This window comes from Aquimarina litoralis (genome assembly GCF_019295435.1).
Taxonomy (GTDB): Bacteria; Bacteroidota; Bacteroidia; order Flavobacteriales; family Flavobacteriaceae; genus Aquimarina; species Aquimarina litoralis_A.
In genome coordinates this window covers 1-26,967 of sequence record NZ_WEKL01000058.1, presented here as the reverse complement: position 1 = coordinate 26,967, position 26,967 = coordinate 1, and the positions used below count along the sequence as shown (strand labels likewise).

At 33.7% G+C, this 26,967-nt stretch carries 24 protein-coding genes; 20 read left to right on the top strand and 4 right to left on the bottom strand.

The window, feature by feature from the left end; translation table 11 throughout:
• Positions 1 to 22 precede the first annotated feature (22 nt).
• The 11 genes from GBO31_RS27330 (at position 23) to GBO31_RS21070 (ending at position 11,818) form a co-directional block, all read left to right on the top strand.
• Complete coding sequence (locus tag GBO31_RS27330; RefSeq protein ID WP_219010462.1) at positions 23 to 2,509, top strand: choice-of-anchor B family protein; 2,487 nt, start codon at positions 23 to 25, stop codon at positions 2,507 to 2,509.
• 16 nt (positions 2,510 to 2,525) lie between these two features.
• Positions 2,526 to 3,893, top strand: a complete 1,368-nt coding sequence (locus GBO31_RS21115; protein ID WP_219010461.1) for a hypothetical protein — start codon at positions 2,526 to 2,528, stop codon at positions 3,891 to 3,893.
• A gap of 23 nt (positions 3,894 to 3,916) precedes the next feature.
• Entirely contained in the window at positions 3,917 to 4,666 is a 750-nt protein-coding gene (locus GBO31_RS21110; protein ID WP_219010460.1) for an MbnP family protein, read from the top strand.
• Positions 4,667 to 4,679: 13 nt separating this feature from the next.
• Positions 4,680 to 5,732 (top strand): cytochrome-c peroxidase, encoded by a 1,053-nt coding sequence (locus tag GBO31_RS21105; RefSeq protein ID WP_219010459.1) that lies wholly within the window; start codon positions 4,680 to 4,682, stop codon positions 5,730 to 5,732.
• 131 nt (positions 5,733 to 5,863) lie between these two features.
• On the top strand, positions 5,864 to 6,193 hold the full coding sequence (locus tag GBO31_RS21100) for a HesB/IscA family protein (RefSeq protein WP_219010458.1): 330 nt from the start codon (positions 5,864 to 5,866) through the stop codon (positions 6,191 to 6,193).
• 43 nt (positions 6,194 to 6,236) lie between these two features.
• Positions 6,237 to 7,682, top strand: a complete 1,446-nt coding sequence (gene sufB, locus GBO31_RS21095) for a Fe-S cluster assembly protein SufB (RefSeq protein WP_219010466.1) — start codon at positions 6,237 to 6,239, stop codon at positions 7,680 to 7,682.
• A gap of 27 nt (positions 7,683 to 7,709) precedes the next feature.
• Positions 7,710 to 8,093: a hypothetical protein gene (locus tag GBO31_RS21090; RefSeq protein ID WP_219010457.1), complete on the top strand. Its 384-nt coding sequence runs from the start codon at positions 7,710 to 7,712 to the stop codon at positions 8,091 to 8,093.
• Between the two features lie 53 nt (positions 8,094 to 8,146).
• Positions 8,147 to 8,899, top strand: coding sequence for a Fe-S cluster assembly ATPase SufC (gene sufC / locus GBO31_RS21085; protein ID WP_219010456.1), 753 nt, complete (start codon positions 8,147 to 8,149; stop codon positions 8,897 to 8,899).
• A 2-nt stretch (positions 8,900 to 8,901) separates the two neighbouring features.
• The gene (gene sufD, locus GBO31_RS21080; protein ID WP_219010455.1) at positions 8,902 to 10,215 is read left to right on the top strand and encodes a Fe-S cluster assembly protein SufD; all 1,314 of its coding nucleotides are present in this window, start codon (positions 8,902 to 8,904) and stop codon (positions 10,213 to 10,215) included.
• Between the two features lie 128 nt (positions 10,216 to 10,343).
• Complete coding sequence (locus tag GBO31_RS21075; RefSeq protein ID WP_219010454.1) at positions 10,344 to 10,907, top strand: DUF2306 domain-containing protein; 564 nt, start codon at positions 10,344 to 10,346, stop codon at positions 10,905 to 10,907.
• Complete coding sequence (locus tag GBO31_RS21070) at positions 10,904 to 11,818, top strand: YARHG domain-containing protein (RefSeq protein WP_219010453.1); 915 nt, start codon at positions 10,904 to 10,906, stop codon at positions 11,816 to 11,818. The genes GBO31_RS21075 and GBO31_RS21070 overlap by 4 nt, the downstream gene beginning before the upstream one ends.
• A 58-nt stretch (positions 11,819 to 11,876) precedes the next feature.
• Here GBO31_RS21070 and GBO31_RS21065 read toward each other — a convergent pair whose 3' ends face one another.
• Positions 11,877 to 13,229 carry a serine hydrolase domain-containing protein gene (locus tag GBO31_RS21065; RefSeq protein WP_219010452.1) on the bottom strand — a complete coding sequence of 451 codons (1,353 nt, stop codon included), beginning with the start codon at positions 13,227 to 13,229 and terminating at the stop codon, positions 11,877 to 11,879.
• A gap of 88 nt (positions 13,230 to 13,317) precedes the next feature.
• Between GBO31_RS21065 and GBO31_RS21060 the strand changes: the two genes are divergently transcribed.
• The 7 genes from GBO31_RS21060 to GBO31_RS21030 all read left to right on the top strand — a co-directional run bounded on the left by GBO31_RS21060 (position 13,318) and on the right by GBO31_RS21030 (position 18,828).
• Entirely contained in the window at positions 13,318 to 14,532 is a 1,215-nt protein-coding gene (locus GBO31_RS21060; RefSeq protein WP_219010465.1) for an aminotransferase class V-fold PLP-dependent enzyme, read from the top strand.
• A 93-nt stretch (positions 14,533 to 14,625) separates the two neighbouring features.
• The gene (locus GBO31_RS21055) at positions 14,626 to 15,048 is read left to right on the top strand and encodes a SufE family protein (protein WP_219010451.1); all 423 of its coding nucleotides are present in this window, start codon (positions 14,626 to 14,628) and stop codon (positions 15,046 to 15,048) included.
• 50 nt (positions 15,049 to 15,098) lie between these two features.
• Positions 15,099 to 15,425, top strand: coding sequence for an SUF system Fe-S cluster assembly protein (locus tag GBO31_RS21050; protein WP_219010450.1), 327 nt, complete (start codon positions 15,099 to 15,101; stop codon positions 15,423 to 15,425).
• A gap of 43 nt (positions 15,426 to 15,468) precedes the next feature.
• Positions 15,469 to 15,909: a PaaI family thioesterase gene (locus GBO31_RS21045; RefSeq protein WP_219010449.1), complete on the top strand. Its 441-nt coding sequence runs from the start codon at positions 15,469 to 15,471 to the stop codon at positions 15,907 to 15,909.
• Between the two features lie 3 nt (positions 15,910 to 15,912).
• Complete coding sequence (locus tag GBO31_RS21040; protein WP_219010448.1) at positions 15,913 to 16,422, top strand: DUF2480 family protein; 510 nt, start codon at positions 15,913 to 15,915, stop codon at positions 16,420 to 16,422.
• Between the two features lie 193 nt (positions 16,423 to 16,615).
• On the top strand, positions 16,616 to 17,566 hold the full coding sequence (locus tag GBO31_RS21035) for a DUF3078 domain-containing protein (RefSeq protein ID WP_219010447.1): 951 nt from the start codon (positions 16,616 to 16,618) through the stop codon (positions 17,564 to 17,566).
• A gap of 236 nt (positions 17,567 to 17,802) precedes the next feature.
• On the top strand, positions 17,803 to 18,828 hold the full coding sequence (locus GBO31_RS21030) for a DUF3078 domain-containing protein (protein WP_246615942.1): 1,026 nt from the start codon (positions 17,803 to 17,805) through the stop codon (positions 18,826 to 18,828).
• A 4-nt stretch (positions 18,829 to 18,832) separates the two neighbouring features.
• Here GBO31_RS21030 and hflX read toward each other — a convergent pair whose 3' ends face one another.
• Positions 18,833 to 20,041: a GTPase HflX gene (gene hflX / locus GBO31_RS21025; RefSeq protein ID WP_219010446.1), complete on the bottom strand. Its 1,209-nt coding sequence runs from the start codon at positions 20,039 to 20,041 to the stop codon at positions 18,833 to 18,835.
• Positions 20,042 to 20,161: 120 nt separating this feature from the next.
• Here hflX and GBO31_RS21020 point away from each other — a divergent pair, with 120 nt between their 5' ends.
• Positions 20,162 to 21,136 (top strand): endonuclease, encoded by a 975-nt coding sequence (locus tag GBO31_RS21020; RefSeq protein WP_219010445.1) that lies wholly within the window; start codon positions 20,162 to 20,164, stop codon positions 21,134 to 21,136.
• 416 nt (positions 21,137 to 21,552) lie between these two features.
• Positions 21,553 to 22,284, top strand: coding sequence for a hypothetical protein (locus tag GBO31_RS21015; protein ID WP_219010444.1), 732 nt, complete (start codon positions 21,553 to 21,555; stop codon positions 22,282 to 22,284).
• 86 nt (positions 22,285 to 22,370) lie between these two features.
• Here the strand turns inward: GBO31_RS21015 and GBO31_RS21010 are convergent, their stop codons facing one another.
• Positions 22,371 to 23,762 (bottom strand): DUF5689 domain-containing protein, encoded by a 1,392-nt coding sequence (locus tag GBO31_RS21010; protein ID WP_219010443.1) that lies wholly within the window; start codon positions 23,760 to 23,762, stop codon positions 22,371 to 22,373.
• 29 nt (positions 23,763 to 23,791) lie between these two features.
• Positions 23,792 to 26,743 (bottom strand): TonB-dependent receptor, encoded by a 2,952-nt coding sequence (locus GBO31_RS21005; RefSeq protein WP_246615941.1) that lies wholly within the window; start codon positions 26,741 to 26,743, stop codon positions 23,792 to 23,794.
• Positions 26,744 to 26,967: the final 224 nt, after the last annotated feature.

Genomic DNA, 26,967 nt, shown 5'->3' with positions numbered 1-26,967 from the left:
CTTCTAAATATTACACAAGCTCATGAAAAAACTAACCTTAGCTTTAAGCTTTTTGGTTTGCACATTTATTTGTCAAAGCCAAACACCATGTACTAACGGATTTGCCGGATCTTACCCTTGTAACGACTATGATCTTATGTCTAGAATTTCACTTTCTCAAATGAGCGCTAGTTCAGGAAATGATAGTTGGGGATGGACAGATTCTCAAACATCTAAAGAATATGCCATTATTGGATTAAATAATGGTACGGCATTTATAGATGTATCAGATCCAACTAGTCCAATATATCTGGGAAAACTACCCACTGCAACAAGTAATAGCCTTTGGAGAGATGTTAAAGTATATAGCAATCACGCTTATATTGTTAGTGAAGCATCCGGTCATGGTATGCAAGTTTTCGATCTTACTAGATTGCGTAACGTTTCTAATCCACCAGTTACTTTTTCCGCAGACACAAGATATACCCAATTTGGAAATGCCCATAATATTGTTATCAATGAAGATACGGGATATGCTTATATAGTAGGAGCACAAAGAGGATCTGGACCATATAATGGAGGGCCTTTGTTTGTAAATATTCAAGACCCAAAAAACCCAATAAATGCAGGTGGATTTTTATCTGGAGGTCAAAGAGCATACACACATGATGCACAAGTAGTAACTTATAGTGGTCCTGACCCTGATTATACTGGAAGAGAAATTCTGATTGGTAGTAATGAAATCGAAGTCGTTATTGCCGATATCACTGATAAATCTAATCCTGTAACAATTTCTACGATTCGATATCCAAATATTGGATATGTTCATCAAGGTTGGTTTACAGATGATATGAGGTATTTCCTATTAGGAGATGAAACTGATGAGCAAGGAGTTGGGTTCAATACACGGACTATCATTTTTGATTTTCAAGATTTAGATAATCCCCAACAACACATGATCTACAATGGACCAACAGCTGCTACAGATCATAATGGTTATGTAAAAGGAGATAAATTTTATTTAGCAAATTATAGAGCTGGATTTAGAGTTATTGATATTTCCGACATAGGAAATACAAACATTAATGAAATTGGCTATTTTGACACTTTTCCATCAAGTAACAGCGCATCATTTAATGGTGTTTGGAATGTATATCCCTATTTTGCAAGTGGAAATATTGTTATCAGTGATATAGAAGGAGGGTTTTTCTTAGTGAGAAAAAGTGATCCTGGAAATGGTGGAGGAGATGATTGCGCCTCTGTAATATCTAGTTTTCCTTTTGACGAAAGTTTTGAATCAAGTTTTGGGTCTTGGCAAAATGCTACCGGAGATGACCTTAATTGGACAAGAGATTCTGGAGGAACTCCCTCTAACGGAACAGGACCAAGCACTGCAGCTGATGGAAGTACATATATCTATGTAGAAGCATCTGGTAATGGAACAGGGTACCCCAATAAGAATGCTATTCTAAACTCTCCTTGCCTAAATTTCACAAACCTTAGCTCACCAAATCTTGAATTCCAATACCATATGTTAGGGAGTGCTATTAACTCTTTAACGGTAGAAGCCAGAACTGATAATCAAGGAAGTTGGACATCTATTTTTAGCAGAAATGGAGATCAAGGAAGCAACTGGAATGCTGCAAGTGTTGATCTTTCTAGTTATGCAGGACAAGCAAGTGTTCAATTACGATTTAGTGTTTTGACAGGAAATGGAAATCAAGGCTGGCAGAGTGATATTGCGATCGATGCTATAAGCATTTCAGATGGAAATACTCCGCCTCCAACCTGCGATAGTATTGATTTTAGAGATTTTCAAATCACACCTTTTTCTAATCAAGATGCAGCAGGTAATTTTTCCGTAAACGGTAGTGGAACAACGCTAACACTCACTAATAATACCTGGAAGTATATTCCTTTCAACTACACAGTTACTTCGAATACAGTTATTGAATTCGAATTCAGAAGTTCTTCTCAAGGAGAAATTCATGCGGTTGGTTTTGAAAATGATAACAGTTTGACTTCTAGTCGGTATTTTAAAGTTCATGGAACACAAAACTATGGTATTACCAATTATGACAATTATTCTGGTAATGGTTTTGTAACCTATGTAATCCCTGTTGGAAGCTTTTACACCGGTAGTATGGACCGATTAGTATTTATTAATGATAACGATAGTGGTTCTGGTAACAACTCTGAATTTACTTCGGTAAAAATTTATGAAGGTTCTTGCTCAAGAGGAACAAACGTGCAAGTAGCAAATGCTAATATTATCCCAGTTTTTGGAACTGAAGACGAAGATATAATGGCTTTGAAAATATATCCGAATCCAATACAAGGACAAAACCTAAATGTGTTTTTAAATATGGATAAAATGGCATCCTATGAAATTATTACTATTTCAGGGCAATTAGTAGGTCAAGGAAACGTTACGGAATCAATAGACGTATCTAATTTAAAACAAGGTATATATCTTCTTAAAGTTTTTAATGACAACCAACAAATTACCAAACAATTTATAAAAAAATAAAACTCAATAATGACAAATGCATAATTTCAAGTTCTTTTACAAATCTCTTCTAATTTTTACCATTCTCAGCCTTGTGGCTTGTAGCAATGATGATAGTGGTGGCACTCCTACAAATCCAACTAACCCTGATGATGGTTTTCAAGGAACAGTAGATTGGATAAAAACCTTTGGTGGAAGTCAGGAAGATGAAGCTCTGTCTATAGTAGCATCTTCAGATGGAGGATATGTAGTTTTTGGATATACCCAGAGTACAGATGGAGACATCACTGATAAAACGGCAACAGATAGTGATTTCTGGGTACTAAAACTTACTCAGGACGGTGACATAAGTTGGAGCAAAACCTATGGCGGAACTGGCGATGATCGAGGACAAAAAATTATCAAAACTACGGATAACGGATATGCTCTAGTGGGATACAATAGAAGTAATGACGGTGATGTAAGCGAAAATGCCGGATTGCAAGATTATTGGATCATAAAAATTGATTCTGCCGGTAGTCTATTGTGGGAGAAATCTTTTGGGTTTCCTGGTATAGACCGTGCCTTTTCTGTTGTTCAAACTAGTGATGGAGGTTATTTCATAACTGGCTTTTTAGATGTAACTGCCAGCAACGGAGATGGAAATGATAATAAATCATTTATCGAAAAACATGGAGTAGGTGAGTTTTGGGGTATCAAATTAGACGCTTCTGGCGAAACAGAATGGAGACGTTATTTTGGTGGTACTGATAACGACAGAAGTTATGACGCTGTACAAACCGAAGATGGAGGGTTCTTAATGATTGGTTCTTCAGAAAGCGATGATTTTGATATTACTGATAGTCAAGGAAGTTATGACTTTTGGTTGGTTAAAGTAAATGCTGAAGGTACCAAAATCTGGCAAAAATCATTTGGAGGTACAGAGATAGACGTTGCATATGCAATCGCTTCCGATGGAAATGGTAAATACGTTGTTGTAGGCGATGCTAGAAGCAATGACGGTAACATTACAAATGCTAACGGAAATGCAGATCTATGGATGATTCAAGTCGATGGAAATGGGAATCTAATTTGGGAAAAATCTTTAGGAGGAACTCAGTTTGATACCGGAAGAGGAATCTATCCTACACAATCAGGTGGTTTTGTAATCACCGGCAATTCCCGTAGTAATGATCTTGATGTAGACCAAAACAATGGGCAAAGTGATGTATGGACCATGCTCATAGATATCAACGGAAATGTAGTCTGGAAAAACTCTCTTGGAGGAACCGGAGAAGAATTCGCAACTGGAGTTATTGAAACTACCGATAATAAAATCATCGTTGCAGGAAGTTCTGCAAGTAATGATGGCGACATCCCCGAAAATAAGGGAGCAAAAGATGCCATTGTCATAAAATATAAATAAACTAAAATTAAAACCTTACACACATGAAAAAAATCGTATTTGCAATACTCGCATTAACAATTGTATTTGCCTGTAAAGATGATAATGAAAATGATACAGTAGAGGCAGGAACAATAAATCTAGAATTTACCAATAGTATTGATAATACTCCTATAACACTTAACTCCACTTCATATACTAATGCAAGTAATGAAAGTTATACTATAGCCGAATTAAAATATATCATTAGTAACATCGTCTTCATAAAAGAAAATGGCGATGAATTTACCTACCCAGTAGAGGATAGTTATTTTTTAATTAATGAAGAAATTTCGTCTAGTAAGCAAATTTCACTTAATGATATAGAAGCTGGAGTGTATACTAAAATCCGTTTTGGTTTTGGAGTAGATCAAAGCAATTATCCACTTAATGGAGTAGCCAATTTTATACCTACAGCAGAAGAACAAGGAATGTTATGGTCTTGGTCTGCAGGGTATAAATTCCTTAAATTTGAAGGATCGTTTACACCTCAAGGTGGTACCGCTGGTGATTTCATTCTACATATTGGTAGTCATGGTGAAGCTTTGGATAATTATAAGGAAATTACATTAGATTTAACTAATACAATTACTATCAATGGAAATACTTCAACAATAAGTATTGATGCGGATATTGCAAAAATATTTGATAGTACTAATACACATTCTTTAGAAGATAAAAGCGATATTCAGGTAGATCCTGATAACGCTCCTAAAATTGCTACGAATGTGCAAACTATGTTTGAGATTCAATAAAATAAAAAGATAGATGAGATATTTTGTATTAATAGGGCTTTTCATATTCTTCTTTACTTCCTGTAGTTCAGATAAAGGAGAATATGTCCCTATTGATCAAAATCCAAAACTAGAATTCGAAATACCTTCTAATTTTCCAGATCTTGACTATGATATCAATTCGAACCCTCCAACTGAAAAAGGGTTTGAACTTGGTAAAAAATTATTTTATGACGGAAGGTTAGCTTCCGATGGTGTTGTTTCTTGTGGGTTCTGTCATATTCAGGATTTTGCCTTTACACACCATACTCATATTGTAAGCCATGGAGTTGATGGTGCATTGGGAACTCGAAATGCGCAACCCTTGCATAACCTGGCATTTATGAAAGAATTTACTTGGGATGGTGCCGCCATGCATTTAGACTTACAACCTATAATACCTATAACTGCCGAGGTAGAGATGAATGAAACCTTTGCAGGGATTATAAAAAAGATAGAAGAACAACCAGAATATGTTCAATTATTTGAGCTTGCTTTTGAAAACAAGGAAATTAATTCTGAAAATATCTTGAGAGCACTCTCTCAATTCATGATCATGATGGTTTCTGCAAATACAAAATATGATAAAATTGAGCGAAATGAAGGTGCTGTTTTTACAGAACAAGAAGCAGCTGGTTTCGATCTTTTTAATTCTAAATGTGCATCCTGTCATGCAGGAACCCTATTTACAGATCAATCCTACAGAAATAATGGTCTCCCGATCGATCCACAATACAATGATATTGGAAGAAAAAGAGTTACTGGATTAGCATCTGACATTTACAAGTTCAAAGTCCCTACTCTTAGAAATATTGAGCTTACATTTCCTTATATGCATGATGGCAGATTAAAAACGTTACAAGATGTTTTAGATCACTATAGTGATGGAATGACTGATTCTGAAACATTGGATCCACTTTTTAAAAATGCCGATAATACGATTAAAGGAATTCCAATGACACAGGAAGAAAAAGATCAAATTATTGCTTTCCTTAAAACCCTTACAGATGATGATTTTCTGAACGATAATCGTTTTTCTGAATTTTAATATCCTTTCCTATTTTTCTACAATAGAGAATTCCTATGCCAATATATGTTAGATAAATGTTAGGTTATGTAAATAAAACCTACTTATGTAGTATATTTGCAATCAATTTAGAATTAATCTATTATTACAGTATGATTAAGGTATCAGATACAGCTAAAAAGAAAGTCGTAGAATTAATGACTGATGATGGATACGACGCTTCTTCAGATTATATTCGAGTAGGTGTTAAAAGTGGCGGTTGCTCTGGCTTATCATATGACTTGAAATTTGATAAGAATCAAGAAGAAGGAGATAAAGTTTTTGAAGATAATGGTGTTAAAATAATTGTCGATAAAAAAAGCTTTTTATATCTCATTGGCACTACGTTAGAATATTCCGGAGGATTAAACGGAACCGGATTCGTTTTTAATAACCCAAACGCTAATAGAACTTGCGGTTGCGGAGAAAGTTTTTCCCTTTAAAATTTAAAAATTACCCCATAAGCATTGCTTGGGATCTATTAAGATGGCATATACTGAAGACGACTTAAAAAAAGAATTAGAGACCAAAGAATATGAGTATGGATTCTACACTGATATAGAATCAGATACGTTTCCTGTTGGTTTGAATGAAGATATTGTTCGAGCAATCTCAGAAAAAAAGAATGAGCCAGAGTGGATGACTGAATGGCGATTAGAAGCATTTCGTGTTTGGGAACAAATGGAAGAACCTGAATGGGCGAATGTAAATTATGAAAAGCCAAATTTTCAGGATATCTCCTACTACTCTGCTCCTAATAAAAAACCTAAATATAATAGTTTAGACGAAGTTGATCCAGAACTACTAGATACTTTCAAAAGACTAGGGATTTCTATAGATGAACAAAAAAAATTGGCTGGAGTGGCTGTAGATATTGTTATGGATTCTGTTTCCGTAGCAACTACTTTTAAAGAAACATTAGCAGAAAAAGGAATTATATTTTGTTCTATTTCTGAAGCGATACAGGAACATCCAGAGCTAGTTAGAAAACACATTGGAACTGTTGTACCACAAAAAGATAATTTTTACGCTGCTTTAAACTCCGCAGTATTTAGTGATGGCTCTTTTTGTTATATTCCTAAAGGCGTTAGGTGCCCAATGGAATTATCAACTTATTTTAGAATAAACCAAGCAGGAACAGGGCAGTTCGAAAGAACTTTGGTAGTTGCTGATGAAGGTAGTTATGTTAGCTATCTCGAAGGATGTACAGCTCCTTCTAGAGATGAAAACCAATTACACGCTGCTGTTGTAGAGTTAATTGCACTCGATAATGCGGAAATTAAATACTCTACTGTACAAAACTGGTATCCTGGAAACTCAGAAGGAAAAGGAGGAGTTTATAATTTCGTTACTAAACGTGGTATCTGTGAGAAAAATGCTAAAATTTCCTGGACACAGGTAGAAACAGGATCGGCAGTTACTTGGAAATATCCTTCTTGTGTATTAAAAGGAGATAACTCTGTTGGAGAATTCTATTCTATTGCTGTAACTAATAATTTTCAGCAAGCTGACACAGGTACTAAGATGATTCATTTAGGAAAGAACACAAAAAGTACTATTATCTCCAAAGGAATATCAGCAGGAAAATCTCAAAATAGTTACCGTGGATTGGTCCAAATTAATAGTCGAGCGACTAATGCTAGAAATTTTTCTCAATGTGATTCTTTGTTAATGGGCAATGAATGTGGAGCACATACGTTTCCTTATATTGAAGCTAAAAATAAAACAGCTCAAATAGAACATGAAGCAACGACCAGTAAAATTGGTGAAGATCAAATATTTTACTGTAATCAAAGAGGAATTGATACAGAAAAAGCAATCGCACTAATTGTAAATGGTTTCAGTAAAGAGGTTTTGAACAAACTTCCTATGGAATTTGCGGTAGAAGCTCAAAAACTTTTAGAAATTTCTCTAGAAGGTTCTGTTGGATAAAAGTGTATAACTAACAAATTCACATAAATGAAAAAATCACTTCTTCTCATCATCGTAAGTCTTCTAATTTTTTCCTGTAAAAACGAAAAATCTGAATCATCAGATGCCGAAACCACTTTAATTCGTGGAGAATTCATCTTAATTGATGACGCAGGTGTTATAAAAGGTAAAGACTTCATTTACGGTGTGGTTATAGATGATATGGCCGATGAATTAAATAAAAAAGTAAAACCACTTCAAAGAGAAGAGTATGACATGGTTCCTGTAGTGGTAAAAGGAATTATAAAAAAGAATGCAGAAGACGGTTGGCCAGAAATTGTGGAAATAAAAGAAATCGTTGGTGTTAGTGAACCAACTTCAGAGTTGCCAACCAAAATAAAATCTTCGCAAACCCCTCAACCATCAGAATAGGTTGATTTATAAGAAATAATCATCAAAAAAACTATTTAAAAGAAAAATACGAAATGTTAGAAATTAAGGATTTACACGCTAGCGTTGAAGATAAAGAAATCTTAAAAGGTCTTAATCTAGAAGTAAAAGCAGGAGAAGTTCACGCAATAATGGGTCCTAACGGTGCTGGAAAAAGTACCTTAGCAAGTATTGTTGCAGGGAAAGAGGAGTATGAAGTAACAGAAGGTAGTATTCTTTTAGATGGTGAAGACATTGAAGAGTTGGCTGCCGAAGAAAGAGCTCACAAAGGAGTTTTTCTTTCATTTCAATATCCGGTAGAAATTCCTGGAGTAACGGTTACCAACTTCATGAAAACCGCTATCAATGAAACTAGGAAAGCACAAGGATTAGAAGAAATGCCGGCAAAAGATATGCTTAAAAAAATTCGTGAAAAATCTGAGTTGCTGGATATCGATCGCAAATTTTTGTCTCGTTCTTTAAATCAAGGGTTTTCTGGAGGAGAAAAGAAGCGTAACGAAATTTTCCAAATGGCGATGATGGAACCAAAATTAGCCATTCTAGATGAAACAGATTCAGGATTAGATATTGATGCTTTGCGTATTGTTGCCAATGGAGTTAATAAACTAAAAAGTAAGGACAATGCAGTTATCGTAATTACGCATTACCAAAGACTTTTAGATTATATCGTTCCAGATTATGTTCACGTTTTATATGATGGTAAAATCGTAAAATCGGGAACTAAAGAATTGGCATTGCAATTAGAAGAAAAAGGATACGATTGGATTAAAGAAGAGATAAACGCATAGTTATGGAACTAAAAGAAAAATTAGTATCATCCTTTCTTGCCTTTGAAAACACAGTAGATGTAGATGCGCCTATTCACGATATTAGAAGTCAGGCAATTAAAGTATTCGAAGAAAAAGGATTCCCAACTAAAAAAGAAGAAGCTTGGAAATACACATCTTTAAATGCAATTTTAAAGCATGATTACAGTATTTTCCCAAAAGAAGAAAATGCGTTAGAGTTTAAAGACGTTAAAAAATATTTCCTTTATGATTTAGATACTTATAAAATTGTATTTATTGATGGGAAATACTCATCACATTTATCAGAGACTACTCATGATAAGATCGATGTTTGTCTAATGTCTTCTGCATTAAATCATGATAAGTACAAGCCTGTTATAGATAATTATTTCAATAAAGTAGCGCCTAAAGATGGTTTAACCTCTTTAAATACTGCTTTTTCCAAAGAAGGTGCTTATATCTATATCCCGAAAAATAAACTTGCGGATAAACCTATTCAAATTATCCATTTCTCTACAGGAAAAGAATCTTCGCAACTTTTACAACCTCGTAATTTAATTGTTGTGGAAGAGAACTCACACGTTCAGATCATTGAGCGCCATCAGAGTTTAACATCCAATCCTGTGTTGACAAATTCGGTTACAGAAATCTTTGTAGATAAAAGAGCTATTGTAGACTACTACAAAATTCAGAATGACACAGAAACTGCTTCTTTAATCGATAACACTTATATCCAGCAACAAGCACAATCTGTAGCCTCTGTTCACACCTTTGCTTTTGGTGGTAACATCACTCGAAATAACTTGAATTTCTATCAGCATGGTCAAGGAATAGATTCTATCCTTAATGGAGTTACTATTATTGAAGGGAAGCAACATGTAGATCATAACACCTTAGTGCATCATACGGAACCAAATTGCGAAAGCCATCAGGACTACAAAGGAATCTTTGATGAAAAAGCAACAGGTGTATTTAATGGCAAAATCATTGTAAACAAAGAAGCACAAAAAACAAATGCCTTCCAATCTAATAACAATATCTTATTAAGTGATAAGGCTACAATTAATTCTAAACCTCAATTAGAGATTTTTGCAGACGATGTAAAATGTTCTCATGGTTGTACGATTGGTCAATTAGATGAACAAGCATTGTTTTATATGAGGTCCAGAGGTATTGGAGAAAAAGAAGCAAGAGCTCTGCTAATGTATGCTTTTGCTAATAATGTTTTGGAAAGTGTAAAAATACCTCAGCTAAAACAGCGAATTAACAAATTAATAGCTAATAAACTAGGTGTAAATATTGGTTTCGATTTATAGAAAAAATAGTATTCTAATATAATTAATTAAACCTCTTCATATAATTGTTGAGGTTTTTTGTTTTTATGGGAAAAAAAATAGTATTTCAAATATCGCTTTTAGTATTATATACTTTCTTCTGTATACTAATGTTTCAGATTACAGTACAATATTTCCCAATCAATTTTGATGTAGCTTTTTTGCGAATCAAACAACAATACATTCATTTTACACATTATAAAATTGCTTTTTACATACATGTAATTTTTTCTATATTTTCCTTGTTTGCGGGCTTTACCCAATTTTCTCAGTATGTAAGAACAAAGTATAACAAGGCTCATAAAATTGTCGGTTGGATTTATTTAGTATCCATATTGCTATTTGCCGCTCCTTCAGGTTTAATAATAGGATATTACGCCAATGGTGGGTTCTGGTCTCAACTTGCTTTCTGTTTATTAGCAATTGGTTGGTTTTTATTTACTTTAAAAGCGTTCTTAGCTTTAAAACAGAAAGATTATCAAAAACATCAAATTTTTATGATAAGAAGTTTTGCATTAACATTATCCGCAATAACTTTACGTCTCTGGAAATATATAATCGTACTGATTTTTCAACCACGACCAATGGATGTGTATCAAATTGTAGCCTGGTTGGGTTGGGTATTAAATCTTATAATTGCTGAAATTATCATTCTAAAATATATTAAAAAATGAGAAACATTATCTTCTTTCTGTTTGCACTATTGATATGCTCTTGTAAAAAAGAAGTACAAAAGGAAAAAACTGAAATAGTTCCAATAGTTGAAAACGAAACTACTACGGAAACTTCAGTTATTGATGATAAAGAAGAAAAAACAATTTCTAAAAATGACCCATCGGATTATAATCATCTATTGGGCACTTATGTTGGTTCCTTTCAGGCTTCTAAATTTAGTAATACAGATGTTGCACCTTCCTACTCAAACAAAATAAACATCTCTATAGACAAAATCGATCTGGATTCTATTTATGGTCATTCTGTGGTTGCTGGAAACAAAAGGCCATTCAAAGGAAATCTTGACAAAACTTCTTTATTTGCTAGAGTTTTAGAACCTGGTGATGATAAATATGATGGTGTTTTTGAAATTAACTTTTTACCTGGACAAAAAGAAATTAAAGGAATTTGGATTGCAAATAATAAAAACCTATCTGTTGTTGAAAGAAAATATACTCTGATCAAAAAAAAATATAAATACAATGCTGAACTAAATTTAGATTATGACATTGAGTATGATTACAATTTGGCGCTGTATAAATCGCAAGAAGAAGAAAACGGAGAATTAGAAGCTATAAGTCCGCAAATTGTTGGGAAACTTAATGCTTCTACTCAAGAATTAAATAATACCAACATCGAAAACCTAAATAAAGGAGAGTTAGAAGTACTTAGAAACTTAATTTATGCTAGACATGGGTATTCCTTTAAAAATCGTAAAATGCGTTACTTTTTTGATAGCTATGTTGATTGGTATATTCCAGTTTCTACAGATATTAGAAATCAATTAACAGATCTTGAAAAGAAAAATATCGATCTTATCAAACGTTATGAGCAACATGCCGAACGCTACTACGACTACTTTGGACGGTAAAAAACTCCTTAAATATAGAACCTCTTCAAAAATGAAGAGGTTTTTTTATTACAAACTCTTATTTAACTGCACTTGCAATATCTCTCAAAAACGAATTAAAATCCACTCCTGCATCTCCAACCAATCCAAAACGAACTACGACTAAATCTTTTGATGGGATTATAAACACACGTTGTCCTTGAAATCCATTCGCAGAATACATATCTCTAGGAGCATCTGGATAAAACCCTCCTGAATTTAACCAAAAATGACCTCCATAATCTCCTTCAGAAGTTGGTGTCGGAGTTCTTACGTAATCCACCCAATCAGCATTAAAAATTTGTTCTCCATTCCAATTTCCTCTATGAAGATATAACAAACCAAATTTTGCCCAATCTCTAGGTGTTGCCCAAGCATAAGAAGAGCCCACATAATTACCCGCCATATCAGTTTCTATCAACATAGAATGCATTCCTATTTTATCAATAAATTCTCGATATGGAAAATCCAAATACTCCTGATAACTATCAAACTGCTGTCTCAGAATACCAGATAATAAATTAGAAACTCCTGAAGAATAATACCAATATTCATTTGGCTTATGAATCGCTTTTTTAAATATTTGAGGTTTTGTCATATCCTCATCTAAATATAACATTGTCGTTGCATCAGAAATAGATCCATAATTTTCATCCCACGCTAAACCACAGTTCATTTGTAATAAATTATTGATCGTGATTTCTTTTCGATCATCATTTTGCCATTCTTTTACAGGCGCCTTATCGTTGATGTTTATTTTACCTTGCTTTTGCAATATTCCATAATTAGTTGCCAAAATACTTTTGGTCATTGACCATCCCAACAGCACAGAATTCTTGTCATAGCCTTCAGCATATTTTTCTTCAATGATCTGATCTTTATAGATTACTAATACCGCACGTGTTTTCTTAATACTTTCTCCTTCTTTATCAAATACAGAAGAAACCGAAGTCCTTATTTTGTCATAATCAATAGTATTAAAAACCGTATCTTTTTGAGGCTGGTCTCCATACGGAAAAGGAAGGTTTGTTTTGGTAAATGTTCTATGAGGTTTTAAATAGGGTGCTTTTACATCAAAATTATCATTGATTAATACGCCTCCTAATCCATCTCTATAAATAGCTTTTCTTTCATTTAAACCAAATACAGAAGCAATAGCAGATTTTTCATCCATATTTACTTCATCTTCTGCCAAATGAACAGGAGCAAAATTATTATCATGTATATCCGTAAATTCTATAGAACGATTTCCTATAAAAACCGACGAAGCCATATTTTTAGCAGAGTATCCTGAAAGTATTGTCAGTTTTGGATAATTCCAAAAACCGGCAATAAGAATAAGTCCAACCAATCCAATAAATACAAAGCCTAAAATCTTTTTAAATCGTTTCATTATGTGAAATTATGTGAAGTGTTAAATCCTTTTAAAAATACATAATATCACTTAGAAATAGTTCCTATTTTTGCAGAAAGAAATTGATATGTTTGATGTACAGAAAATACGAAAAGATTTTCCTATTTTAAATAGAGAAGTAAACGGAAAACCGCTTGTATATTTTGATAATGCAGCAACCTCGCAAACTCCTCAGGTTGTGATTGATGCAATAGTAGATTATTATAGTAACTACAATGCAAATATTCATAGAGGTGTGCACACCTTATCGCAGGAAGCAACGGATGCTTATGAAATCGCTCGTAAAAAAGTACAACAACATTTTAATGCTGCACATTCGCATGAAATTATATTAACATCTGGAACAACACACAGTATTAATATCGTAGCCACTGGATTTTCCAGTCTATTGACAAAAGGAGACGAAATCATAGTTTCGGCTTTAGAACACCACTCAAATATTGTTCCTTGGCAAATGCTTTGCGAAAGGACAGGTGCCGTTCTTAAAGTGATTCCGATGAATGAAGATGGAGAGCTTTTGATGGATGCTTATGATCAATTATTATCCGAAAAAACAAAATTGGTTTTTACCAACCATATTTCTAATGCTTTAGGAACTATAAACCCTATTGAAGAAATCATAGAAAAAGCGCATCATATTGGGGCTGCTGTTTTAATAGATGGCGCACAATCTTGTCCACATATCAAACCTGATGTTCAGAAACTTGATGTTGATTTCTATGTAGCTTCCGCACATAAACTTTGTGGACCAACTGGTGTTGGTTTGTTATATGGAAAAGAGGAATGGCTCAATAAATTACCTCCTTATCAAGGTGGTGGAGAAATGATTGATCAGGTTACTTTCGAAAAAACTACCTATGCAGGTCTTCCACATAAATTTGAAGCCGGAACACCTAACATTTGTGGAGGTATTGCTTTTGGTGTTGCTTTGGATTATATGAACAGTATTGGTTTTGATAATATTGCCACGTACGAAAATGAACTATTAGCATATGGAACTAAAAAACTTTTAGAAATTGAAGGTTTAAAAATCTATGGAACTTCTAAGCAAAAAACCTCTGTAATTTCTTTTAATGTTGGTGATATTCATCCATATGATATTGGTTCTATTGTGGACAAATTGGGTGTAGCAGTTCGAACAGGACATCATTGTGCACAACCGATCATGGATTTTTATAAAATTCCAGGTACGATTAGAGCTTCATTTTCATTCTACAATACAAAAGAAGAAATTGATATTTTGGTTGAAGCCATCAAAAAAGCGAAAATGATGCTCACTTAACAGCAAGCTAAATAGTTAATACTATCTTATCATTAACTGAAAGTGTTGAATAGCAAGGATTCTTGTCGTACTTTTGTAAAAAATTATTGTTATATGTCTATACAAAAACTTCAGGAAGAGATTGTTGATGAATTTAGTATGTTTGATGATTGGATGCAGCGTTATGAGTATATGATTGATCTTGGCAAATCACTTCCGCTTATAGAAGAAAAGTATAAAATCGATGAAAATATCATAAAAGGTTGTCAAAGTAAAGTGTGGGTTCATGCGGAAATGAAAGATGATAAAGTCGAGTTTACAGCCGATAGTGATGCTATTATAACCAAAGGCATTATTGCTATTCTTATTAGAGTATTCTCTGGTCAACACCCTAAGGACATTATTGATGCCGACACTTCTTTTATTGATGAAATTGGACTAAAAGAGCACTTATCACCTACCAGAGCAAATGGATTGGTAAGTATGATTAAACAATTAAAAATGTATGCCATAGCATACCAAACGCAGTTAAATTAATTCGTCCTTACTAATTAAGTTAATTAAAAAAAGACGACTAAAAAGATATTATGAGCGAAACTAATATAGATACTGCAGAGTTAGGAGAAAAAATCGTAAGAGTTCTTAAAACAATTTACGACCCTGAAATTCCTGTGGATATATACGAACTGGGATTAATATATGATGTGTTTGTTAATGAAGATAATGATGTAAAAATTCTAATGACATTAACATCACCTAACTGTCCTGTAGCAGAATCTTTACCCGAAGAAGTAAGAGAAAAAGTGAAGTCTTTAGACGCTGTTAATGATGTAGAACTAGAGTTAACATTTGAGCCTACATGGTCTCAAGATTTAATGAGCGAAGAAGCAAAGCTAGAATTAGGCATGTTGTAAGCTGCAAAATCATTCTTTTTATTACATCTGATATATAGCAAAAATGAATCAGGAGCATTATAGCAAATTAGAAAAGATGTATTTGAATGCAAATATCAATACCAACATCTTTGACACCACAACGGTTAAAATTTCTGAAGGAATATCGGAAATTGGATTAACAATATCGGATAAGTATTTTCATGCGTTAGGAGCAATTCACGGTTCTGTATATTTTAAATTATTAGATGATGCTGCGTTTTTTGCTGTAAACTCTTTGGTTGAAGATGCCTTTGTGCTTACCACATCTTTCAATATAAATTTAGTGCGTCCAGCAAGCAAAGGAATTATTAAAGCAATTGGAAAAGTAAAATTTAGATCTACAAACCTCTATGTTGCAGAATCTGTTTTATACAACGAAGATGGCAAAGAAATAGGTTTTGGTACCGGTAATTTTGCTAAAAGTAAAGTTGCTCTCACAGAAAAAATAGGATATAAAATCTAAAAAATGGCAGAAGAAATCATCAATAGAGTTGCGAATAACAAAAATCTAATCACTATAGACCTAGAGGATTATTATCCTGAAGGTGATCGTATAGTATTTGATATAAAAGATTGGCTTTTTGAAGGTTTTATTYTTCGTGAAAAAGAATTTAGACAAAAAGCTTCAGAACATGATTGGAGCCAGTATCAAGACAAATACGTAGCCTTACAATGTTCTACGGATGCTATTATTCCTGGATGGGCTTATCTACTACTCACAACAAAGCTTTCGCCATTTGCCAAACGTGTTGTTGTAGGATCTTTAAAAGATATTGAAACCATAGTATTCGCTAATATTATTAATACTCTTGATGTTTCTGAATATCAAGATAAGCTTTTAATCATCAAAGGGTGCGCCAATAAACCTATTCCAGAAAGTGCCTATATAGAGCTCATACAAAAACTTCAACCAATTGCTAAAAGCATCATGTATGGTGAGGCATGCTCATCTGTACCTCTTTTTAAAAGAAAATAGCTCCTTCGTCGTTTAAAATTGCTTTTTGTCGAAAAACTAAAGCGCAATACTACCCTTTTTTATCTAGGGGTATAACTTCAATTATATTTGCCACTGCAAAATTTTGCATAAACCTAGAACTTGTTTTGCGAAAGTTTATTCATAAATTCGAATATCTTTTGTTATAAACAAACTACTTAAAACTATATTGATTATGAAAAAAATCGTATTCACATGTATCTTTCTTATAGCGGGTATCCAAATAGGGCTTGCACAAACAGAAGAAGAATTGAAAACAAAACTAGCTGCAAAAAAAGACTCTATTGCAGCGATACAAGGGAGAGCTGATGCTATCCAATCACAAATAGATGCTTTACCAGGATGGAAAATAGGTGCTTTTGGTACTATTGGAGGAAGTATTTCTGGATTCAGAAATTGGTATTCTCAGGGAATTCCTGATAATGATGCAGGAACTATTGGTATAACAGTTAATGGATATGCAAATCTATTACAAGAAAAATACTTTTGGAGAAATAGTGCTAATATGAATTTAGCGTGGGTAAAACTGGATGATAAAAGTAATGATAATGACACTCCTCCAGGTGATGATGATGATTTTAGAGAAGCCACAGATGTTTTTACACTCACGTCCCTATTTGGATATAAACTAACCAATACCCTTGCAGTTTCTACCTTAGGAGAATATAGAACTACCCTGTTGAGTAACTTTAACGATCCTGGATATTTAGATCTTGGTGTTGGTATTACCTGGACACCAATTAATAATCTTATAGTAGTAGTACACCCATTAAACTACAATTTTGTGTTTAGCGAAGGTGCGGCTCAATATGAATCTTCGTTGGGTGCCAAAATTGTAGCAGACTATACTCGTAAAATTGGAGCAATTAACTTCAAAACAAATTTGTCCGCTTTTGTAAGTTACGAAGATCAAGATTATTCTAACTGGACATGGACAAATTCTTTCTCATATACCTTATGGAAAGCAATAGGTGTTGGATTTGATTTTGGTCTTAGAAAAAACAAACAAGAAGCCTTTAACAATGCGTTAAGCTTAGATCCGCTACCAACCCCAACTCCAACACTTGAAAATACAGATAATGATTTACAACACTTCTGGAACTTAGGATTAAGCTATTCTTTCTAAGAAAGATATTCTATAACACTTTTAAATCATCCTGTTCTAAAAAAGAACAGGATGATTTTTTTTATATCTATATACTATTCCTATAAAACTGCTGTTTTAATAAAAAGCTTATTCTTTAATCAATGTATAAGCTTTTAAAAAAACACAATCACTGCTACATTAGATATTAGGTTCAGTCTATTCATTTGAATAAGCTATACGCATAAAGTATATTTGTGCCATATCCCTTGTAAACCATGCGAAAGATTGTTGTATTTATTTTTTTATGTTTTTTATTGATGGATGCTTTCGGTCAAGAAAAGAAAGAAATAAAACAACTCGACTCTATACAAGTTCAATTAGAAAGATCCTTGGATAGCTTGCTTCAAAACACTCCCAAAGAATTAAATACTATTGTACTTAAGAATCTTTTGAACAAGCTAAATCCTAAACCCATCGAAAAACCGCACATCGGATGGAGATCATTCGGTCAGTTTTCTTTCTTTTTTAATCAATCTGCGTTTAATTATGATTGGCAAGGAGGAGGAACCTCGAATGTAGCAGGAAACTTAGCGTTGAATTACGAGCTTAACTACAAAAAAAACAGCTTGACTTGGGATAATAAAATCATTGCTGATTATGGCCTCACTTTTTTGAAAGGAGAAAATTTTGCCCGCAAAACCAATGATCGATTAGAATTAAATTCTCGTCTTGGACAAAGAATAGCAGAAAGCTTCTGGAATTATTCATTGTTTGTAAATTTTAGGTCTCAGTTTGCAAAAGGATATAGTTTTAGCAAAGATCCTGATACAGATGAAACAATTCGTACCGAAGAAACCCACTTCTTCTCTCCTGCTTTTTTACAAATTGGTCCTGGTATATTATGGAAAAAAAGTGATAATCTCAACATAAATATTGCGCCTGTAACCTCTCGTATGATCTTTGTAGATGATCAATTTACAACTACTCCAGATTATGTTGATGGAGATTATTTTGGGGTAGATGCTGGCAAAAGTTCACGATTTGAATTTGGTGGATCTTTAGCTGCTTACGTCAAATTTACCATTATCAAAAATGTCACTATGGAGCAACTTCTTAATTTGTACTCTAACTATATCGAAGATCCATATAATGTGGATATCGATTATACGCTAAACATCAATCTGATTGTAAATAAATACATTTCAGGAAGTTTTGCTTTTCAAGCCATCTATGATGATAATGCTACTAGTGGTTTTCAGATCCGAGAAGTTCTTGGACTAGGGTTGAACTATGAGTTTTAAAACATTATTCCTCTACAAATTCTGGATATAAGAAGTTATTATAAGGAAAACGAGTCACATGAATATCTCTTACTTCTTTATACACCCTTTTTCTAAAAGAGTCCATATTTTCCTTATTAATTGCAGATATAAACAATGCATTATCTCCAATTCTACTCATCCAAGTTTGTTTCCATTCCTCTAGTGTGTAGTGGATTTCGGTTTTTTCGGTAGTGAGATCATCTTCGTCTATAGTTTTATGCTGATAGGCGTCTATTTTATTAAAAACCATAATCGTTGGCTTATCCATACTCTCAATCTCACCCAAAATTTTATTCACAGAAGCGATGTGATCTTCAAACTGTGGGTGCGATATATCCACTACATGCAATAATAAATCTGCTTCTCTAACCTCATCTAAGGTGCTTTTAAAACTCTCTACTAATTGTGTTGGTAGTTTTCTTATAAATCCAACTGTATCACTTAATAAAAAGGGAAGGTTTCCGATAACTACTTTTCGTACCGTTGTATCCAGAGTAGCAAAAAGTTTGTTTTCTGCAAAGACATTACTTTTTGCAATCACATTCATTAGTGTAGATTTACCTACATTGGTATACCCCACTAACGCTACTCGTACTAATTTACCACGATTACCACGTTGCGTAGCCATTTGTTTATCGATAGTAAGTAGTTTTTTCTTCAATAAAGAAATACGATCTCTTACAATACGTCTATCAGTTTCAATCTCCGTTTCTCCAGGACCACGCATTCCAATACCACCACGCTGACGTTCCAAGTGTGTCCATAATCCTGTTAATCGAGGTAATAAATATTGATATTGTGCTAATTCTACTTGTGTTCTTGCATAACTTGTTTGTGCACGTTGCGCAAAAATATCTAGAATCAAGTTCGTACGGTCAATAATCTTAGCTTTTAAGATACGTTCTATATTGCGCTGTTGTGCAGGTGTTAATTCGTCATCAAAGACTACAGTTCCAATATCATGTTGTTCTACATATGTTAACACCTCTTCCATTTTACCTGTTCCAATAAATGTTTTAGAATTGGGAACATCCATTTTTTGGGTAAAACGCTTCACCACTTCTCCACCAGCTGTATAGGTTAAGAATTCTAACTCATCCAAAAACTCCGTTAGCTTTTCCTCATCTTGATTCTTAGTAACAATCCCTATTAAAATTGCTTTCTCGTATTTTGTTTTTTCCTTTTCTAACATTAGCGCTTAATTTTCTAGCGATCTTCTTCGTACGTACGGTTTCAATAATTAATCCACAAAGGTACAATATTGTATGCATTTGAATTTGTACATTAGGCCTTTACAATAAATTTTTATTAAATGTCTTCGAAGCCTTATTTCAAAAAGAAACATACCGACCTACATACCATTGCTTTTTATAATCTCGAAAACTTATTTGATACTAAAGATGATCCTCATACACTAGATGATGATTTTTTACCAGATTCAGAGAAACGATGGAATAAAAAAAGGTATGAGAAAAAGCTATTTAAACTAGGAACGGCTATTTCGAACATTGGATTTGCCAAGTCTGGTAAAGCTCCTGTGATTCTAGGAGTTGCAGAAGTTGAAAATAAAGCAGTTTTAGAAGATTTAGTAAAAACAAAACACTTAATCCATAAAAACTATGGTGTTATCCATCATGAATCTCCTGATGAACGCGGAATAGATGTTGGGCTGTTGTATCAAAAAGATAAATTTACAGTAACACACTCTGAAAGCGTTCCGCTTATTGTAATGAATGATAATGGCGAAAGAGATTTTACTCGTGACATCTTATGGATTACTGGAGAATTACATAATGAAGAAATTCACATTTTGGTAAATCACTGGCCTTCTAGAAGAGATGGTGCAGCATTAACTGCCTATAAGCGTATTGCTGCGGCTGAAAAAAACAGAGAAATCATTCAACAGATTACTGAGAAAAACCCAAACGCGAAAATTATCATTATGGGTGACCTCAATGATGATCCCAGTAGTGATAGTGTAAGGCGACACCTTGTTGCTCAAGATTTCTATAACCCAATGGAAAGGTTACATACCAGGTTTCGCGGTACGCTTAGCTATAAAAACCAATGGAATTTATTCGATCAGATCATTTTTAGCCATAACTTCCATAAATTCGAAAAAGGAGCTCATAGCTTCGCAGAGGCAAATATTTTTGACGACAGCTTTCTAAAAATCTATAAAGGAAGATATAAAGGCAAACCTTTTAGAACATATGCAGGAGGAAAATATAAAGGAGGATATAGCGATCATTTTCCAGTATATATCTATTTAAAACATCATATGTAATTCCCTTATTAAAATTACCCACAAACCCCTTTTTTCTGTAAAGTGATTTCACTTTAAAACCTTGGGACATAAACCCCTTTTTGTTCTGGTAACAGACCCTTTGTTTATATTTAAAACACTGATATTCAACATTTTGTTTTGCGGAAATTTCCGCAAAACAAAATATCTTTTTTGCCAGTTATAACCACCGCTCTACTTTTGGATCAGAATTCAGAAAGACAATTATGAATTCATATTTCACTCAAATGAAAAGAATAGTTTTAAGATCATCCATCTAATAGGATAAGAAACTAAAATGGCGCCAAACAAAGTTTCAATAACAATACTAATTCTTTCTGTAAAAAGTGAAAAAAAGAGAGATACTAGGTATCAAAAAACTAAACAAGTCAATTTAATTATTCTTAAAAACCAAACAAATGAAAAAGTTATTTTATGCATTACCAATCATCGGGTTATTATTCTTCACATCATGTGATAAAGATGAATCTAATGAAATCATAGATGAGTCAGCAGTAACAACTGATTTTTCTTTAAAAGACATCTATGAATTTCAAAAAGATGTAACGATCAGTTCAGGAGAAGGTAGTACTGGTGTGGTAAGAATTTATGCAAATAACCAATCAGCATTAACTAATTATTCTACAGAAAACCTTAGTTTAATGGAAATTCATTCAGACGAAACTTTAAAACAAAGTCTAGTACGTCATAACCTAATGGATCTTTCAGAAACTACCGTAGAATCTGATGAGGAAGAAGATTATAAAAACGCTTCTTTTGAAGAAAATGGTAATGATATCGCTTTTGAATTAGTGCAGCTTACAAAGGCTAATCCTAACTCAAAATATGCGATCAATTTTAACCACCCACAAACTAGTATTGCAAAAGCTGGTTGGAACTATTATACACATTACAGCTCTGTAAATGATGCTCAAATTGCTGAGATCGCAAGACACTCTGTATGGAGAAGAGTATATTATGGCCTAAAATACAAAGCTTATAGTGGAAGTAGTTGGGCAACTATTCAAAACGAATGGAGAAAAATAAATAACAACCAAAGCTTTTCTCACACAAAGAATCCTTGTTACCAATTTAGATTCCGAGTGAAAACTAAAAAGAACAGTGCTTATTCGGTTACATTTGATTATTAATAAAATAATTAGAAACCATTAAAAAACTCCAAGCAGAAGCTTCTGCTTGGAGTTTTGTTATATGTTACAATAAACGAAAGAGGTTCTTAGTTTCCTGAGATCTCAATGTTATCTATATGATATCTTGTTGTTGGTCCTGGATCTGATCCCGCATATCTGAATGCAATACGTACATTTCCATCGACACAAGAAATATTAACTGGTCCAACAGACTCAAAATCTCCAAATCCTCCACTTGGTCCAGTTGGAATTGTTGCATCTAACCTAGACCACTCTGTAGTAGTTACATCTCCTGTAAAATTATCAGTGATAAATGCTGTAAGGATATTACCATTATCAAAATTAGACTGAATCTCAAAAGAAATCTCTTCTGCAGTAGTAGCTGTAAGATCAATTTCTGGAGTTACTAACCACACCTCAAATGGATTTTCTCCAGAATTAAATCCTGAAATCTGAGCATATTGATTACCACTAAAACTACCAACCACATAATCTAAACTTCCACCAGTAGTATTTACATTTAACCATCCAGCATTTTCTAAGTCACTAATGCTTAATCCTGTGAAATCTTCTTCGAAAATTACCGTAGCACCACCACTAGTTCCATCACACTCTAATACATTAGGATCACAACGAACTTCGTTATCAAAAACTAATCCTGTAACGTCATTAAGCACTAAATTAAATGTATCACCAAAGAAGTTCTTAGTTAAAACTCCTTCAAAACTTCCTTGCTGTGTTGGTAATGCAAGTGATTTAAAATCTGCGAATGTACTTGTACTTAAGACCGCCGTTGCTCCTGTATCACAGCTTTCCAGATTTCTTTCTCCATCAAACTCATCGCTTGGTTCTCCAGCAAAAGTTAATGGGTCATCTCCTAATACATCATTTCGGTTGAATTGTACATTATTGATCTTTACGAACAAATTAGTTAAATCGTCTGAAAATTCTTCGAAAGTAATTTCTAACGGAGTAATGTCAGCAACCTCAGAAGATCTAATGATAACCTCTTCTTGAGAGAAAGATGGAATCTGTTCTACCTCATCACCAGAAAGTACTCCTAATGTAGCAACTCCATTTTCAATACCTGCAGATAATCCTTCAAGTTTTATAAATACTTTTCTTCCAAATTCGTAAGAAGTGAATAAAGGGTTTACATCTATTAGAACTCTAATTCCAGCTGTTGGATTTTCGGCTCTATCTTGGATTACTATTTCTTCAAAAAAGTTTCCTGCTCTATCACTAGACACCACATATCCAGTGATAAACTTATCAGAGTCTTCAAAATTAACTGCATCTCCATTAGCTTGTGCAATTTCGCCTAAAATACCGCTTAGCTCTGCAATCTGATTCTGGTCTATATTTGGATCATCAATATCCAATGCAGGCGTTTTAAAATCATCATCTTGTACACAAGCGGTAACAGTAACCGCTAAGACCAAAATGCTTATTAGTTTCTTTAAATTAATTGAATTCATTTTATAATATTTTTTTGTTGTGTTCATCATTAAAATCTTACATATACATTTAGGTAGTATGAAGTACCAAACCCATAGAAATATCTTGGTCCAAAAACCGGAGTATCTCTTTGCGCTTCTTCTAATGCTAGTCTATAATTGGCGTTTCTAGCTTGTTCAAAACCTCCTGTTCTATATTCTTTATCAAATATGTTATTAATTGTGGCAAAGAACCCAATATAATAATCTTTTACTCTCCAAGACTTACCTCCAACTGCGTTTACTAAAATATAATCATCAAATTGCTCTTGTCTTAATAATTCTCGAGCAATATTCTCATCATAATCATTAAACGGTAACCCATCAACATCTTGGTTAAAGTTGGATGATCTTGCAAATGGACTCACATCTATATAAGCATTTGAGAAATAATTTGCAGTAGCTCCAAACCACCAGAATTTAGGGTCTCTGTATTCAAAACCTAATTGTGCAGCATTTTGAGGACCTCCAGCAATACGGTAATCTTTTAAAGAAGACTTCCCGAAATATCGTACTCTATCTAAATCTCCTGTTGTTTCACCTAAGAAATCACTACTAGTACTCGCTACGAATAAATCAGGATTATTAGCATATGTAAACTGACCTAATGCAGCAGCACCTTTTAATTTGATTGTAGGCGTTATTTGATATTCGATACCTAACTCTGCTCCTATGTGTTGCCTATCTACTCCAGTAAGAATCTCCTGAACAAATCCAACATCAGATCCAGAAATTGCTTGTGTAAAGAAGAAAGACAATTCTGTTGCATCCTGTATTTTCGTATAATATCCAGTTAATCTTGCTTTTAATTTTGGTGTTCTTAATATGTAACTAGCATCAAAAGATTGAACTTTTTCACTTTCCTGACTTCCAGAAATTGAAGGTTCAGCTTCTATTAACTGAGAGATCGTTCTGTTATTTTGTCTTGAATTGGCAAAAGAATTACGAATTGTTGGAGCTTTTGTAAAATAAGTCCCATTAATATCTATAAGATTACGGCCATTAATTTTATAAGTAAAACCACCTTTTGCTCCAAAATTAGTAAAATCTAGTTTATCACTTTTACCAAAAGATCCTAAGCGTCCTTCTCCTGGAAAATATCCGTTTTCGAATAATCCTGTTCTTTGATATGACGTTTGAGAAACATTACCTCCTATAAAGAAATCTACTCTATTAAATTTAAATTGTGCTTGTGCAAATCCACTAACTACATCAGCATCGATCTCAAAGTTATAATCATATCGATCACCCACTCCAACAACTCTATTGCGATTTCTTAAATCACTTTGCGCTCTATCAGCTAATTGTTCTGGAGTAAGTCTATTCTCTGGAGCTACATCATTATCTTGTTGTGCTCCAAACAAATCTACATCTAAAAAGCCTCTACCACCTAATAAATCCGTTACCTCTGCAAAATTCTCACTCTTTAAAGTTCTGTAATTTACAGCAGCATTTAGTGTAATGTTATCCGTTAATTGACTATTTAATATCGAATTAAACGTCCATTGTGTATCATCAATTCTGTCTTCATAAAAGATATAAGTAGAATTCGCTCCGCGTTGTGCATTTAATTGATTTGCTTCTATCAATTGATTCCAGTTTAACTGACCGTTTCTCACAAACTCTTGTTGTGCTAAGAATGCGTTTTGAAAATCCAGCGGTGTTGGATTAGGATCATCTAAAAAAGAACTTGGTAAATAACTCGGATGAATTGGGTTTGTATCTCTACTAGCTCCTCCTCCACTATACGTGTCTACACCATTAAAGTTTACCAATTCTGTTCCTCCATTATCAATTCGACTATTTCCTATTTTACCTGTCTGATATCCAACATTTGTATTTAAAGTAGTTTTATCACTGATATTCCAAAAGTGATTTAGCATAAAAACTGGTTCTTCGATCTCTCGAACTCTAGAGTTTTTCTTTTCTCCATCGAAATACCCCCAGTTTGGATTGTATTGTCTTCCTTTTAGTCTGAATACTTCCTCTGTGATTGCGGTAGATCGTCCTCTTCTGTTTGGTGTATAAAAACTGGTTACATTAATGCTGTGTTTATCGTTGATTTTCTTTTCTACGGCAGCAAAAACTGAATTTGCGTCATACAAAGTTCCTTCAATATACCCTTCATTACCCATTCTTCTAGCTAAAGAAACGGTATACGCCCAACCATTACTCATTAATCCAGAACTATAGCTACCCATAATTCTACCAGTATAGCTTCTATTAGAAGCAGCATATGATAACCTACCTCCTTGTCGATATTGAGAAGCTCTCATAATTATGTTTGTAGATCCTGCAAGATCACCGAATGTGTAATCATTCGCAGAAATCCCCATAGAAAATTCCTGATTACGCTGAACATCATTTAGTCCACCCCAATTACTCCATTGAGGTCTTCCATCATTCAGTTTGTTCATTTCAATTCCGTTGATCAATACCTTAGCATTTTCATTGCCCAAACCTCTTGGGCGAAAAAATGTAGCGCTAAAATCAAACGCCGCTGCGCTAAGGAATACATCTCTTGATGCTTGTAATAATCCTGATACATTCGCCGATGCATCATCATCACCGTCATCTAATTCATTATCCGTAAGGCTTATGGTACCTATTTGGATTTGTTCTTGATTTACATCATAGTTCAGATCTATTGTTTTTAGATCTAATACACTTCCTTCATTAATAATGATAGGAAAACGTTTTGTAATATATCCGTCTAAGGATATAACAGCAATTTGTTCTCCTAATGGTAGTTGTACACCTCCAAAATCGAATTCTCCAGAATTATTTGTGGTTGCCGAAATCAATGTTCCTTCAATCGTAATAAGTACTTGAGTAAGATTTTCATTGGTAGATGCGTCAACAATTTTACCCTTTAATCCTGTTTGCTGAGCATACGTCATGGCAACAGAACTTAAAAAAATCATTAAAAAGAAAAGATTCTTTTTGAGTTGTGACACTTTCATTAAATAATTGTTTTAGTTAAGAAATTAATATTTCTGCCGCGCAAAAGTACATGTTTTAAATAGAAAAGCTAATTTTGGCTCAAAATTTGGAATACATTTTACAATAAGTTAATAATCAATTAGATAATGAACTCAAAATATTTATTCATTCTTGCTTTTGTACTAAGCCCGTTGTTTACTGTTCTTTCTCAAGAAAAGAAAACATATAAAGTTAACACAATTGC

Coding starts and splice junctions, on each gene's coding strand:
- GBO31_RS27330 (WP_219010462.1), top strand. CDS start 23: ATGAAAAAACTAACCTTAGCTTTAAGCTTTTTGGTTTGCACATTTATT.
- GBO31_RS21115 (WP_219010461.1), top strand. CDS start 2,526: ATGCATAATTTCAAGTTCTTTTACAAATCTCTTCTAATTTTTACCATT.
- GBO31_RS21110 (WP_219010460.1), top strand. CDS start 3,917: ATGAAAAAAATCGTATTTGCAATACTCGCATTAACAATTGTATTTGCC.
- GBO31_RS21105 (WP_219010459.1), top strand. CDS start 4,680: ATGAGATATTTTGTATTAATAGGGCTTTTCATATTCTTCTTTACTTCC.
- GBO31_RS21100 (WP_219010458.1), top strand. CDS start 5,864: ATGATTAAGGTATCAGATACAGCTAAAAAGAAAGTCGTAGAATTAATG.
- sufB (WP_219010466.1), top strand. CDS start 6,237: ATGGCATATACTGAAGACGACTTAAAAAAAGAATTAGAGACCAAAGAA.
- GBO31_RS21090 (WP_219010457.1), top strand. CDS start 7,710: ATGAAAAAATCACTTCTTCTCATCATCGTAAGTCTTCTAATTTTTTCC.
- sufC (WP_219010456.1), top strand. CDS start 8,147: ATGTTAGAAATTAAGGATTTACACGCTAGCGTTGAAGATAAAGAAATC.
- sufD (WP_219010455.1), top strand. CDS start 8,902: ATGGAACTAAAAGAAAAATTAGTATCATCCTTTCTTGCCTTTGAAAAC.
- GBO31_RS21075 (WP_219010454.1), top strand. CDS start 10,344: ATGTTTCAGATTACAGTACAATATTTCCCAATCAATTTTGATGTAGCT.
- GBO31_RS21070 (WP_219010453.1), top strand. CDS start 10,904: ATGAGAAACATTATCTTCTTTCTGTTTGCACTATTGATATGCTCTTGT.
- GBO31_RS21065 (WP_219010452.1), bottom strand. CDS start 13,229: ATGAAACGATTTAAAAAGATTTTAGGCTTTGTATTTATTGGATTGGTT.
- GBO31_RS21060 (WP_219010465.1), top strand. CDS start 13,318: ATGTTTGATGTACAGAAAATACGAAAAGATTTTCCTATTTTAAATAGA.
- GBO31_RS21055 (WP_219010451.1), top strand. CDS start 14,626: ATGTCTATACAAAAACTTCAGGAAGAGATTGTTGATGAATTTAGTATG.
- GBO31_RS21050 (WP_219010450.1), top strand. CDS start 15,099: ATGAGCGAAACTAATATAGATACTGCAGAGTTAGGAGAAAAAATCGTA.
- GBO31_RS21045 (WP_219010449.1), top strand. CDS start 15,469: ATGAATCAGGAGCATTATAGCAAATTAGAAAAGATGTATTTGAATGCA.
- GBO31_RS21035 (WP_219010447.1), top strand. CDS start 16,616: ATGAAAAAAATCGTATTCACATGTATCTTTCTTATAGCGGGTATCCAA.
- GBO31_RS21030 (WP_246615942.1), top strand. CDS start 17,803: ATGCGAAAGATTGTTGTATTTATTTTTTTATGTTTTTTATTGATGGAT.
- hflX (WP_219010446.1), bottom strand. CDS start 20,041: ATGTTAGAAAAGGAAAAAACAAAATACGAGAAAGCAATTTTAATAGGG.
- GBO31_RS21020 (WP_219010445.1), top strand. CDS start 20,162: ATGTCTTCGAAGCCTTATTTCAAAAAGAAACATACCGACCTACATACC.
- GBO31_RS21015 (WP_219010444.1), top strand. CDS start 21,553: ATGAAAAAGTTATTTTATGCATTACCAATCATCGGGTTATTATTCTTC.
- GBO31_RS21010 (WP_219010443.1), bottom strand. CDS start 23,762: ATGAATTCAATTAATTTAAAGAAACTAATAAGCATTTTGGTCTTAGCG.
- GBO31_RS21005 (WP_246615941.1), bottom strand. CDS start 26,743: ATGAAAGTGTCACAACTCAAAAAGAATCTTTTCTTTTTAATGATTTTT.